Genomic DNA, 13,338 nt, shown 5'->3' on the forward strand with positions numbered 1-13,338 from the left:
GGCCTCAGTGGGTGTCGTGGGGCGCGCGCTGCCCGGTGTGGCTTTCGGTGGCGCGGGTCAGCTCGCCGATGGCGTGGTCCAGGTCCTCCAGGGCGCCACCGGCCTGCGGGTCGTTCTGCTTGAGCAGGGTTTCCGCGCGCTGGCAGGCGGCGCGCAACTGCGGTACGCCGCAGTAGCGGGTGGCACCGTGCAGGCGGTGCACGCGCTCGATCAGGGTGGCGCGGTCGTTGCGCTCGCGGGCCAGGTGGATGGCCTGGCGGTCGGCGGCCAGGGAGGCGAGCAGCATGGCCAGCATGTCGGCGGCCAGGTCGGCCTTGCCGGCGGCCAGGCGCAGGCCTTCCTCGGCGTCGAGCACGGCCAGGCCGTCGGCGGCGCAGCGCCCGCCCTGGGCCGCCATGCCGCGGCCGGCCAGGGCCAGGCCGGTCCACTTGAGCACCACCTGGGCCAGCTGGCGCTCGTCGATCGGCTTGGTCAGGTAGTCGTCCATGCCGCCCTGCAGCAGGGCGCGCTTCTCGTTGGCCAGGGCGTGGGCGGTGAGGGCGACGATGGGCACCGGGCTGACCTCGCGCTGGGCCTCCCAGTGGCGGATCGCCTCGGTGGCCTGGCGGCCGTCCATGCCGGGCATCTGCACGTCCATGAAGACCAGGTCGAAGCGCTCGCGCTGCACCGCTTCCACCGCGGCCAGGCCGTTGTCCACCGCGGTGACTTCCGCGCCCAGGTCGCCGAGCAGGGTCTGCACCAGCAGCAGGTTGGCCGGGTTGTCGTCGACGCACAGCAGGTGCGGCACCTGGCGCTCGGCCCGCGGCGAGGGCTTGTCCTTGCGCGCCGGGCGCAGGTGCAGGAGCTGGTCGAGGGCGTGCTGCAGCTTGCGCGTGCAGGCCGGCTTGCTCTGCACCTGGCCCTCGGGCAGCACGGCGTTGTACTGCGACTGGTCGACGGTGGGGCACAGCACCAGGGTCTTGCAGCCCTTGAGCTCGAAGTCGCGGATGGTCTGGCGCAGCACGTCCGGCTGGCTGTCGGCGAGGTTGACGCCGAGCACCGCCAGCTCGATCGGCGCGCTGCCCGCGGCGGGCTTGTCCAGGGCTTCGCGCAGGGCGTCGAGGCCGTCGAACTCGTGCACCTCCAGGCCGCAGTCCTCCAGTTGGTGGTGCAGCGCGGCGCGCGTCAGCTCATGGGGTTCGCAGAGCGCCACGTGGTGGCCGCTGGGCGGTGCCGGCAGGCCGTCGTCGCTGTCCTCGCGGGCCTTGGGCAGGCTCAGGCTGATCCAGAATTCCGAGCCTTCGCCGGAGCTGCTGTCGACGCCGATCTCGCCGCCCATCTGCTCGATCAGGCGCTTGGAGATCACCAGCCCCAGGCCGGTGCCACCGGCCTGCCGCGACAGCGAGTTGTCGGCCTGGCTGAAGGCCTGGAACAGCGCGCGCAGGTCGGCGTTGGTCAGGCCGATGCCGGTGTCGCGCACGCTGATGCGCAGCTGCGCGCGCTCGTCGTTCTCGTCCTCGAGCATGGCGCGTACGGCGATGGTGCCTTCGTGGGTGAACTTGATGGCGTTGCTCACCAGGTTGGTCAGCACCTGCTTCAGGCGCAGCGGGTCGCCCACCAGGTTCAGCGGGGTGTCGCGGTAGATCAGGCTGACCAGCTCCAGGCGCTTCTCGTGTGCGGCCGGGGCGAGGATGGTGAGGGTGTCCTGGACCAGCTCGCGCAGGTTGAACGGGATGTTCTCGAGGATCAGCTTGCCGGCCTCGATCTTGGAGAAGTCGAGGATCTCGCTGATGATCCCCAGCAGGCTCTCGGCGGACTTCTGGATTGTGCCCAGGTAGTCCTGCTGGCGCACGGTCAGGTCGCTCTTCTGCAGCAGGTTGGTGAAGCCGATGATGCCGTTGAGCGGGGTGCGGATCTCGTGGCTCATGTTGGCCAGGAACTCGGACTTGATGCGGCTGGCCTCCAGGGCCTCCTTGCGCGCCAGGTCCAGCTCGATGTTCTGGATCTCGATGGTCTCCAGGTTCTGCCGCACGTCCTCGGTGGCCTGGTCGATGTTGTGCTGCATCTCTTCCTGGGCGCTCTGCAACGCCTCGGCCATGCGGTTGATGCCGCCCGCCAGCTCGTCCAGCTCGTGGCTGCCCAGGGCCGGCAGGCGGGTCTCCAGGCGGCCCTCCTTGAGCTGCGCGACGCCCTGGGCGATCTGCCCCAGGGGCGCGCTGATGGCGCGGCTCATGCGCAGGGAGAGCAGGGCGGTGACCACCAGGCCGCTGACGATCAGCAGCAGGCTGGTGAACAGGCTGCGGTAGCCGCGCAGCAGGGTGCCGTGGTGCGAGAGCTCCAGCTCGACCCAGCCGAGCAGGCGGTTGGCGTCCTCCTCCGAGGTGCTGGACAGGCTGCGGTGGCGGCCCAGCACCGGCAGCAGGAAATGCGTGGTGTCCAGGCTGCTGACCAGGCTCAGGTGGGTGGCGTCGCCGCCGGGCATGGGGGTGAGGATGCTCGGTCCGGCATGGACCAGGCGCGTGCGCTCGGGACCCAGGAAGGTCACCGCGCGCACGTCGGGCTGGTCCAGGGCCTCGTTGGCGATGCGTTCCAGCAGCGGCAGGTCGCCGTGGTCCAGGGCGGAGGCCGACAGCGGGGCGAGCTGTTCGGCGATCAACTGGCCGCGCTCGATCAGTTGCACGCGCATGTCCGACAGCTGCACCCAGGTGAAGTAGCCGCCCAGCACCAGCGTCAGCAGGCTGGTGGGCAGCAGGGTGAGCAGCAGCACCCGCCCCTTGATGCCGAGATCCTTGAACACGCGCGTCCTCCTAAGCGGTTTCGGGGCAGTTTAGCGGGTCGCCGGGCGGGAATCCCGCACATTGACCGCCGGACGGCTGCGCTTGCCCTGGGTAGGTGCTGTCATGAATACTTGTCGTTCGCGAATAAGTCTTGTTTGCCATGATCCAGACCGCCACCAGCCAACCCCGCCTGCTGACCATCGAGGACGACCCCACCCTGGGCGCGCACCTGCACAGCCACCTGAGCCAGCGCGGCTTCGCCGTGACCTGGTGCCGCGATGGCCGCGAGGGGCTGGACCAGGCCTTGAGCGAGGCCTTCGACCTGGTCCTGCTGGACGTCATGCTGCCCGGCTGCAGCGGCCTGGAAGCCCTGCGCCAGCTGCGCCGCGAGCAGCGCGTGCCGGTGATCCTGATGTCCGCCCTAGGCGCCGAGCAGGACCGCATCGCCGGTTTCTCCCAGGGCGCCGACGACTACCTGCCCAAGCCCTTCAGCCTGGCCGAGCTGAACGTGCGCATCGACGCCATCCTGCGCCGCGTCGCCCTGGAACGCGGCAGCCTGCTGCCGGCGGGCCCGGAGGACGCCGGGCTGCGCCTGAGCGAGGAGCCCTGCGAGGTGGCCTGGGAAGGGCAGAGCGCCGGCCTCACCGCCACCGAGCACCGCCTGCTGGAGACCTTCCTCGGCAACGTCGACGAGACCCTGAGCAAGCCGTTCCTCTACCAGCACGTGCTGCACCGTGGCTTCACCGCCCACGACCGTGGCCTGGACATGCACGTCAGCCACCTGCGCCGCAAGCTGCAGTCCATCGGTTACCTGCGCCATCAACTGCGCGCGGTCTGGGGCAAGGGTTATGTTTTCGCTAGCGCCGAGTGAGCGGCGCCCGCGCCAGTTGCTGCCCGGCCGCCATTCGCTGTTCTGGCGCCTGGCGGTGCCGGTGGTGCTGCTCTGCCTGCTGCTGATCTGGCTGTCCTGGACCTGGGGCCGCCAGGTCGAGCGTCGCGGCTACTTCCTCGATACCCAGGCCCAGGTCGTGCTGCGGGGCTACGCGGCCGACCTGGAGCGGGCCTGGAACACTGGCGGCGAGGCCGCGGTGGATGACTGGCTGGCCCGCATGCGGGCCAGCGAGCAGACCTGGATGGTGGCGCTGGACGGTCGCCTGCAGCCCCTGGGCAGCCAGCCGCTGAGCATCGAGGAGGCCACCCGCCTGACCTTCCAGCGCGGCCTGGACTGGCCGGTGAGCAACCGCAGCCGGAGCCTGCCCTACATCGGCATTCCCTTCCCCGGGCACCCCGCCGACGGCCGCCTGGTGCTGCAGTTGCCGCAGCGCTTCAAGCCCGGCGGCTATTCCGTGCTGCTGCGCTTCTTCACCCATGGGCTGGTGCCCGCCGGGCTGGCGCTACTGCTGTGCATGCTGCTCTACCGCCAACTGATCCATCCGCTGGCGCGCCTGCGCGAGCACGCCAATGCGTTGCGCGCCGACGACCTGGGTTCGGGCGCCGCCCGCGAGGTCAGCGTCCGCCGCGACGAGCTGGGCGAGCTGGGCCGCGCCTTCGACCACATGGCCCAGCGCCTGAGCGGCCACGTGGAGTTCCAGCGCCAGTTGCTGCGCGACCTGTCCCACGAGCTGCGCACCCCGCTCAGCCGCCTGCGCGTCGCCGCCGAGAGTGCGCCGGCCGAGGACCCGTTGCGCCTGCGCCTGGAGCGCGAGGTGGAGGTCATGCAGCGCCTGGTGGCCAACACCCTGGACCTGGCCTGGATGGACACCGAGCGGCCGCGCCTGCCCCTGGAGGACGTCGCCATCCTGCCGTTGTGGGAGCTGCTGGTGGAGGACGCCGGCTTCGAGTCCGGCTGGGCGCCTTCGCGCTTCCACTGCGAGGTGCCGGCGGACTGCGTCGTCCGCGGCCATCTCAACGGCCTGGCGCAGGCCCTGGAGAACCTGCTGCGCAACGCCATCCGGCATTCCCCGGAAGGCGGTTGCATCCACCTGCTCGGCCAGCGCGAGGGGGACTTCTGGCACCTTTGCCTGGCCGACCAGGGGCCGGGGGTGGCGGCCGCCGACCTGGAGCGCATCTTCCTGCCCTTCACCCGCCTTTCCGCGGCGCGGTCCGGCGAGGGCTTCGGCCTGGGGCTGAGCATCGCCCGCAGCGCCATCCGCCTGCAGGGCGGCGAGCTCTGGGCCGAGCGCGGCGACCCCGGCCTGCGCATGCACCTGCGCCTGCCTGCCGCCTGAGGCGGGCAGGCGCGGGCCGGCCTCAGAACTCGAGCACCGCCGACAACCACAGCCGCCGGCCCTGTTCCAGGGTGCCGGTGGTGGCCTGGGCCGTCTGGATGTAGTGGGAGGCCCAGGCGGTCCCGCCGGTGGCGGTCGTGTAGTACTCGCCGTCCAGGAAGTCCTTGTCCAGCAGGTTGTACACGGCGGCATTGAGGGTCAGGTTCTGGCTGGCCTTGAACGAGCCGCCGAGGTGGAACACCTGGTAGGCGTCCAGGTCGCCGACCTGGCGGGCGATGGCCTGGTTGGCCGCGCTGAGGTTGGCGTAGCGCGAGGTGAAGCGCGCCCTCTCGCCGTGATGCTCGCCCTTGAGCCAGAGCTTCAGGCGTTCGTGCGCCTGCCAGTCGAGTCGGGCATTGGCCAGGTGCCTGGGGGTGTTGGTCAGCGGGGCGCCCTTGTCGTCGCCGCTGAGCTGCTCGCTGTCGGTGTAGGTGTAGTTCAGCGCCAGCGCCCAGGCCGGGGCGAAGGCCCAGCGCCCGGCCAGCTCCACGCCCTGGGTGCGGGCCTTGCCGATGTTCACCTGCTGGGCGAAGTTCTCCTGCAGGAAGCCGCTGCCCAGGTCGACGCAGCCGGGCTGGTTCGGCGCGTCCGGCCAGTTGCAGTTGGCCACTGGGGTGCCGGTGTCGATCTTGTCCTCGAAGCGGGTGTGGAACAGCGTGAGGTTGGCGTTGAAGTCGGCGAGGTTGTCGTAGTAGATGCCGAACTCGGTGCTGGTGGAGGTTTCCGGGTCCAGGTCGGGGCTGCCGATGGTGATGATCTGGCCCTGGCCGCTGACGCCGTTGATGCCGTCGTGCAGCTGGTTCAGCGTGGGCGTCTTGTAGCCCTGGCTGACGCCGCCCTTGAGCGTCCAGCTGGGCGTGGTATTCCACACCAGGTAGGCGCGCGGGCTGAAGTGCCCGCCGAAGGCCTCGTGGTCCTCGTAGCGGCCGCCGAGGGTCAGCGCCAGGTCCTCGCGCAGGTGCCACTCGTCCTCGGCGAACAGCGCCCAGGAACTCTGCCGGAAGTCTTCGTTGACGATGCCGTCCTCGACCTTGGCGTCCCAGTACTGGCCGCCGAGAGTGAAGACGTGCGCCTGGCCCAGGGGCATCACCAGCTTGCTGTCCAGCACCAGGTCGGTGGATTTCAGCTTGCGCGCGTCGCCGCCGACGATCGACGGGTAGCCGCTGTAGGGCACGCCCATGGTGCCTGGGATGGTGCGCCCAATGGTCTCGGTGGCGATGTGCGTCAGGCTGCTGTCGAGGGTGCCGAAGCCCAGTCGGCCGGTGTGGGAGAGGGCGAACTGGTCGCGCTCGAAGCGCAGCTCGTCGGCGTAGCCGTTGGCCCGCGTCGGCGCGTCGCGGCTGCAGCCGTCGGTGGCGCTGCCGCCGGCCTTGCCATCGAGGTTGCCCAGTTGGCAGTCGTCGTTGTTGTACGCCTGGCGGCCGCGCTCGAAGTCCAGGGAGATGTCGTGCTCGGCGTTGGGGGTGAAGGTCAGGCGGCTGCCGATGTTGTAGTTCTGCCCCTCCACCGGGGCGGCGCCGCGGCGGCTGACGGTGGCGCCGTCGTCGAAGCTCAGGTCCGAGGCGCTGCGGTCGAGGAAGCTGCCGCGCAGGTTCAGGCCGAGCCTGTCCGCCACCAGCGGGCCGCTGGCGTACAGGCTGGTGCCGCTGCTGTCGCCGTAGTCGCGGTGTTCCTGGACGGTGTGGTCGAGGCTGAGGGTGGCGCCCCACTCGGGGGCCACCTTGCGGGTGATGATGTTGACCACCCCGCCCATGGCGTCGGAGCCGTAGAGCGTGGACATCGGGCCGCGGATCACCTCGATGCGCTCGATGGCCGAGAGCGGCGGCATGAAGCTGGTGGATGTCTCGTTGAAGCCGTTGGGGGTGATGTTGCCGGCGCTGTTCTGCCGGCGGCCGTCGATGAGGACCAGGGTGTAGTCGCTGGGCATGCCGCGGATGCTGATGTTCAGCCCGCCGGTCTTGCCGGTGCCCTGGCCGATGTCGACGCCCTCGACGTCTTCCAGGGCCTCGGCCAGGTTGCTGTAGCGCTTCTGCTCCAGTTCCTCGCGGCTCAGCACGCTGATGCTGGCCGGCGCCTCGGTGACCTTCTGCTCGTAGCCGGCGGCGGTGACGACGGTGTCGCCCAGGCTCAGGGTGTCGTTGCCCTGGGCCTGGCTGGCGATGGCCAGGGCGACGGCGCCAGCCAGTGCATTGCGGGAAAGGGGGAGGGACATCTGTTGGCTCCTGACTGCTCGTGATGGCGGCGGAGCCTGTGGGTAACGCAAATCATTTTCATCTTCACGAAAGTTACCGCATATGTCGACGGAAGCCTCCGGTTGTGCTGCAGCCCACGGCCCATGGGCACTTAAGCACTTTGTGGCAACATGTGAATTGCGGAGCTTTCCTACGCGAATGTTCAGGTGTTCATATAAGGATTCCGCAGCCTCGACGCCGGGGCCGGCAGGGCCGCCGATGCCACTCGCTGCGCTTGCCGATATGGCCGGCGGCGGTTTACCGGTATCATAGGCCGTTATCCAGATCCGCCTTGCTGACGACGAGCGACTCCATGACCGTGCAGTACCCCACCATCGCCGAGTGCATCGGCAATACTCCGCTGGTGCGCCTGCAGCGCCTGCCCGGGGAAACCTCCAACACCCTGCTGGTGAAACTCGAAGGCAACAACCCGGCCGGCTCGGTGAAGGACCGCCCGGCGCTGTCGATGATCACCCGTGCGGAGTTGCGCGGCGACATCCGTCCCGGCGACACCCTGATCGAGGCCACCTCCGGCAACACCGGCATCGCCCTGGCCATGGCCGCGGCGATCAAGGGCTACCGCATGATCCTGATCATGCCGGACAACTCCACCGCCGAGCGCAAGGCGGCCATGACCGCCTACGGCGCCGAGCTGATCCTGGTGAGCAAGGAGCAGGGCATGGAAGGCGCCCGCGACCTGGCCGACCAGATGCAGCGCGAAGGCAAGGGCAAGGTGCTGGACCAGTTCGCCAACGGCGACAACCCGGTGGCCCACTACCAGGGCACCGGCCCGGAGATCTGGCGCCAGACCGGCGGCGAGATCACCCACTTCGTCAGCTCCATGGGCACCACCGGCACCATCATGGGCGTGTCGCGCTACCTCAAGGAGCAGAACCCGGCGGTGCAGATCGTCGGCCTGCAGCCGATGGAAGGCTCGTCGATCCCCGGCATCCGCCGCTGGCCGCAGGAATACCTGCCGAAGATCTTCGACGCCAGCCGCGTCGACCGCGTGGTGGACATGCACCAGAGCGAGGCCGAGGACGTCATGCGCCGCCTGGCCCGCGAGGAAGGCATCTTCTGCGGCGTGTCCTCGGGCGGCGCGGTGGCGGCCATGCTGCGCCTGTCCCGCGAGCTGGAGAACGCCGTGATGGTGGCGATCATCTGCGACCGCGGCGACCGCTACCTGTCCTCCGGAATCTACGACTCCAACTGACATGGCCAAGCAGAGAAGCGGGCTGCGCTTCCAGCCCAGCGGCGGCGCCCGCAACACAGGCGTGCCGGTGGGCAAGAAGCAGCGCCTGCGCATCGAGCGCCTGGCCCATGACGGCCGCGGCATCGCGCACCTGGAAGGGCGCACCTGGTTCGTCGCCGGCGTTTTGCCCGGCGAGGAGGTCGAGGCCCGCGTGCTGGCCGCGCGCAGCCAGGTGGTGGACGCCCGCGGCGAACGCATCCTGGCCGCCGCGCCGGAGCGCCGCGCCGAACCCTGCCCGGTGGCCGGCAAGTGCGGCGGCTGCACCCTGCAGCACCTGCCCCACGCCGGACAATTGGCGCTCAAGCAGCGCACTCTAGCCGAGCAGTTGCAGCGCTTCGGCGAGATCGTCCCCGAACACTGGGCAGAGCCCCTGGCCGGCCCCGAATTCGGCTATCGCCGCCGGGCCCGCATCGCCGTGCGCTGGGATGCCAAGGCCCAGCGCCTGGAGGTCGGCTTCCGCGCCGCCGCCAGCCAGGCCATCGTCGCCTTCGACGACTGCCTGGTGCTGGTGCCCGAGCTGCAGGCGCTGGCCCGCGAGCTGCCGGCGCTGCTGCAGGGGTTCCAGCGGCCGCGAGCCATCGGCCACGTCGAGCTGTTCCACGGCACCGCCTGCGCCTTGCTGCTGCGCCACACCGAACCTTTGCGCGGCGCCGACCTCGAACGCCTCCAGGCCTTCTGTTCGGCACGGGATGTGCAACTGTGGCTGCAGGGCGACGGCGAACCGACGCCGGCCGACGGCGAGGGGCGACTGGGCTACCGCCTGGACGCCTGGGACCTGACCCTGGCCTACCGGCCGGGGGACTTCGTCCAGGTCAACGAACCGGTCAACGCGGCCATGGTCGCGCAGGCCCTCGACTGGTTGGCTCCCGCGGCGACGGAACGGGTGCTAGACCTGTTCTGTGGGCTGGGCAATTTCGCCCTGCCGCTGGCCCGAAGTGCCGCCTGTGTGGTGGGCGTGGAGGGCGTGGACAGCATGGTCGCGCGCGCCGCGGCCAACGCCCGGGCCAATGGCCTGGACAACGCCGTGTTCCACCAGGCCGACCTGGCGCAGCCGCTTTCCGCGACGCGCTGGTTCACCGGGGACGCGGCCAAGGGATTTTCCGCCGTGCTGCTCGACCCGCCGCGTGACGGCGCGCTCGAGATGGCACGGGGCATGCGCGCCCTGGGCGCCGAGCGGGTACTCTATGTGTCCTGCAACCCGGCGACCCTGGCGCGCGACGCCGGCGAGCTGGCCCGTCAGGGCTATCGCCTGAAGCGTGCCGGAATCCTCGACATGTTCCCGCAGACGGCGCATGTGGAGGCGATGGCTCTGTTCGAGGCAGGTTAGGACGACCTGCGCAATCCGACCGGCCCACGCCAGAAAGGCCGGCGCAGTCGAGCGGTGTGCCGTGGCACACCGTGGGGAAGGGTAGACAAGATGGTACAGGTGAGAGCGCACCAGCCGGTCAACACCGACGGCAGCATCAACCTCGAGGCCTGGCTGGACCACGTCCAGACCCTGGTCCCGGTGCTGGATCGCAAGGTCCTGCTTCAGGCCTGCGAGTTCGCCCGCGAGGCCGAGAACAAGGCCGTCAGCCAGGTGGACGCCGCCTGGGCCGATGGCACCTCGAGCTTCCAGACCGGCCTCGAGATCGCCGAGATCCTCGCCGACCTCAAGCTCGACCAGGAATCCCTGGTGGCCGCGGTGATCTACCGCGGCGTGCGCGAGGGCAAGGTCAAGCTGGAGGAAGTGCAGCAGCGCTTCGGCCCGGTGGTGGCCAAGCTGATCGAGGGCGTGCTGCGCATGGCGGCGATCAGCGCCAGCCTCAACCCGCGGCAGTCCATGGTGCTCGGCACCCAGGCGCAGATCGAGAACCTGCGCAAGATGCTGGTGGCCATGGTCGACGACGTGCGCGTCGCGCTGATCAAGCTGGCCGAGCGCACCTGCGCCATCCGCGCGGTGAAGAACGCCGACGAGGAGAAGCGCATGCGCGTCGCCCGCGAGGTGTTCGACATCTACGCGCCGCTGGCGCACCGTCTGGGCATCGGCCACATCAAGTGGGAGCTGGAGGACCTGTCCTTCCGCTACCTGGAGCCCGACCAGTACAAGCAGATCGCCAAGCTGCTGCACGAGCGCCGCCTGGACCGCGAGCAGTACATCGCCACCGTGATGCAGCAGCTCAAGGACGCCCTGGCCGCCACCGGCATCAAGGCCGACCTGTCCGGCCGCGCCAAGCACATCTACTCCATCTGGCGGAAGATGCAGCGCAAGGGCCTGGACTTCAGCCAGATCTACGACGTGCGCGCGGTGCGCGTGCTGGTCCCGGAGATGCGCGACTGCTATACCGCGCTGGGCATCGTGCACACCCTGTGGCGGCACATTCCCAAGGAATTCGACGACTACATCGCCAACCCCAAGGAAAACGGCTACCGCTCGCTGCACACCGCGGTGATCGGCCCCGAGGGCAAGGTGCTGGAAGTGCAGATCCGCACCCACGCCATGCACGAGGAAGCCGAGCTGGGCGTGTGCGCGCACTGGCGCTACAAGGGCACCGACGTCAAGTCCGGCTCCAACCACTACGAGGAGAAGATCTCCTGGCTGCGCCAGGTCCTGGAGTGGCACGAGGAACTGGGCGACATCGGCGGCCTGGCCGAGCAGCTGCGGGTCGACATCGAGCCGGACCGGGTGTACGTGTTCACTCCCGACGGCCACGCCATCGACCTGCCCAAGGGCTCCACGCCGCTGGACTTCGCCTACCGCGTGCACACCGAGGTGGGCCACAACTGCCGCGGCGCCAAGATCAACGGCCGCATCGTGCCGCTGAACTACAGCCTGCAGACCGGCGAGCAGGTGGAGATCATCACCGGCAAGCACAGCGGCCCGAGCCGCGACTGGCTGAACCAGAACCTCGGCTACGTCACCACCTCGCGGGCGCGGGCGAAGATCGTCCACTGGTTCAAGCTGCAGGCCCGCGATCAGAACGTCGCCGCCGGCAAGGCCATGCTCGAACGCGAGCTGGGGCGCCTGGCGCTGCCGCCGGTGGACTTCGAGAAGCTGGCCGAGAAGGCCAACTACAAGACCGGCGAGGACCTCTTCGCCGCCCTCGGCGCCGGCGACCTGCGCCTGGCCCACGTGGTCAGCTACGCGCAGCAACTGGTGGAGCCGGAGCGCGGCAACGAGCAGCTCGAACTCATCCCGCGCAAGCCCAGCCGCATCGGTCACGGCAAGCGCGGAGACATCCAGATCCAGGGCGTGGGCAACCTGCTGACGCAGATGGCCGGCTGCTGCCAGCCGCTGCCGGGCGACCCCATCGTCGGCTACATCACCCTCGGCCGCGGCGTCACCATCCACCGCCAGGACTGCGCCACCGTGCTGCAGCTGGCCGGCCGCGAGCCGGAGCGGATGATCCAGGTGAGCTGGGGCCCGGTGCCGGTGCAGACCTACCCGGTGGACATCGTCATCCGCGCCTACGACCGTTCCGGCCTGCTGCGCGACGTGTCCCAGGTGCTGCTCAACGAGCGCATCAACGTGCTGGCGGTCAACACCCGCTCGGACAAGGACGACAACACCGCGATCATGCGCCTGACCATCGAGATTCCCGGCCTGGAGTCCCTCGGCCGCCTGCTGGCGCGCATCTCGCAACTGCCCAACATCATCGAGGCGCGGCGAGACCGCGCGGGTGGCAAGGATGTATAAGCTCGACGACCTGCTGCACCTCATGGCCCGCCTGCGCGACCCGCAGCACGGCTGCCCCTGGGACCTCAAGCAGGACTACGCGAGCATCGTCCCCTACACCATCGAGGAGGCCTACGAGGTCGCCGACGCCATCGAGCGCGGCGACTTCGGCCACCTGCGCGAGGAGGTCGGCGACCTGCTGTTCCAGGTGGTCTACTACGCCCAGCTGGCCCGCGAGGAAAACCGCTTCGACTTCGACGAGGTGGTCCACGGCATCACCGCCAAGCTGGTGCGTCGCCATCCCCACGTGTTCCCCGACGGCGACCTGTACGGCGAGCCTGACCCGGCGAAGCTGGAAGAGGCGGCGGTGAAGCAGCGCTGGGAAGAGCTCAAGGCCGAGGAACGCGCCGCCAAGGCCGCCGAGCCGGTGCAACTGTCGCTGCTGGACGACGTGCCCGCAGCGCTGCCGGCCCTCAGCCGCGCGGCCAAGCTGCAGAAGCGCGCGGCCCAGGTCGGCTTCGACTGGCCGGAGGCGCTGCCGGTGGTGGACAAGCTGCGCGAGGAACTGGACGAGGTGCTGGAAGCCATGGCCGATGGCGACGCCGAGGCCCAGGCGGAGGAGGTCGGCGACCTGCTGTTCGTGGTGGTCAACCTGGCCAGGCACCTGAAGGTCGACCCGGAAACCGCCCTGCGCGCGGCCAACGGCAAGTTCGAAAGGCGCTTCCGCTACATCGAGAGCGCCCTGCGCGACCAGGGCCGCAAGGCCGAGGAATGCAGCCTGGAAGAGCTGGATGCACTCTGGGGCGAGGCCAAGCGCGAGGAGAAGAACCCGCTGGGGTGTGGCTAGGTTCGCCGGCGTTACGAAAAAGCCCCGCGGTGCGGTAATGCTGTTCACTTAAGAGAGAGAATGCCGTTTCTCTGGCTGGGGGAAACGGCATTTTTCATATGGGAGGGGCTGTGGATTCGCTTGCAAATCCTGATCCCTCGCTCCGATCCTCACCCCCGCCATTCCCGCGAACGCGGGGAACCCAATGACGTCGGGTTTGGGTGCAGCGCGCCGCTCCGAGTGTTCGGATGTTTCTTGTTTCGCCCCCTCGGGCGAGTCCCTTTTGTCAGTCGCCACAAAAGGAACCAAAAAGGCTTGCCCCGACATACGGGCCCGATGGAGCCGGGCTAC

At 69.4% G+C, this 13,338-nt stretch carries 8 protein-coding genes; 6 read left to right on the top strand and 2 right to left on the bottom strand.

What is annotated here, in order from left to right; genetic code table 11:
* Positions 1 to 4: 4 nt before the first annotated feature.
* Positions 5 to 2,776, bottom strand: coding sequence for a response regulator (locus tag DK254_RS30340; RefSeq protein WP_109936797.1), 2,772 nt, complete (start codon positions 2,774 to 2,776; stop codon positions 5 to 7).
* Between the two features lie 140 nt (positions 2,777 to 2,916).
* Here DK254_RS30340 and DK254_RS30345 point away from each other — a divergent pair, with 140 nt between their 5' ends.
* On the top strand, positions 2,917 to 3,627 hold the full coding sequence (locus tag DK254_RS30345) for a response regulator transcription factor (RefSeq protein ID WP_089394067.1): 711 nt from the start codon (positions 2,917 to 2,919) through the stop codon (positions 3,625 to 3,627).
* A complete protein-coding gene (locus tag DK254_RS30350) occupies positions 3,605 to 4,984 on the top strand; it encodes a sensor histidine kinase (protein ID WP_109936798.1) in 1,380 nt (459 codons plus the stop codon). The genes DK254_RS30345 and DK254_RS30350 overlap by 23 nt, the downstream gene beginning before the upstream one ends.
* A gap of 22 nt (positions 4,985 to 5,006) precedes the next feature.
* On the opposite strand, the gene DK254_RS30355 is transcribed toward DK254_RS30350, so the two are convergent.
* A complete protein-coding gene (locus DK254_RS30355; protein WP_109936799.1) occupies positions 5,007 to 7,235 on the bottom strand; it encodes a TonB-dependent receptor domain-containing protein in 2,229 nt (742 codons plus the stop codon).
* A gap of 332 nt (positions 7,236 to 7,567) precedes the next feature.
* Here DK254_RS30355 and cysM point away from each other — a divergent pair, with 332 nt between their 5' ends.
* The 4 genes from cysM to mazG all read left to right on the top strand — a co-directional run bounded on the left by cysM (position 7,568) and on the right by mazG (position 13,008).
* Positions 7,568 to 8,467, top strand: coding sequence for a cysteine synthase CysM (cysM, locus tag DK254_RS30360; protein WP_109936800.1), 900 nt, complete (start codon positions 7,568 to 7,570; stop codon positions 8,465 to 8,467).
* 1 nt (position 8,468) lies between these two features.
* Positions 8,469 to 9,833, top strand: coding sequence for a 23S rRNA (uracil(1939)-C(5))-methyltransferase RlmD (gene rlmD / locus DK254_RS30365; protein ID WP_109936801.1), 1,365 nt, complete (start codon positions 8,469 to 8,471; stop codon positions 9,831 to 9,833).
* A 90-nt stretch (positions 9,834 to 9,923) separates the two neighbouring features.
* On the top strand, positions 9,924 to 12,182 hold the full coding sequence (gene relA / locus DK254_RS30370; protein ID WP_109936802.1) for a GTP diphosphokinase: 2,259 nt from the start codon (positions 9,924 to 9,926) through the stop codon (positions 12,180 to 12,182).
* Positions 12,175 to 13,008 carry a nucleoside triphosphate pyrophosphohydrolase gene (gene mazG, locus DK254_RS30375; protein WP_109936803.1) on the top strand — a complete coding sequence of 278 codons (834 nt, stop codon included), beginning with the start codon at positions 12,175 to 12,177 and terminating at the stop codon, positions 13,006 to 13,008. Before relA ends, mazG begins: the two co-directional genes overlap by 8 nt.
* The last annotated feature ends 330 nt before the right edge of the window (positions 13,009 to 13,338 follow it).

The sequence above is a fragment of the Pseudomonas sp. RW407 genome (assembly GCF_003176655.1).
Classification (GTDB): Bacteria; Pseudomonadota; Gammaproteobacteria; order Pseudomonadales; family Pseudomonadaceae; genus Pseudomonas; species Pseudomonas delhiensis.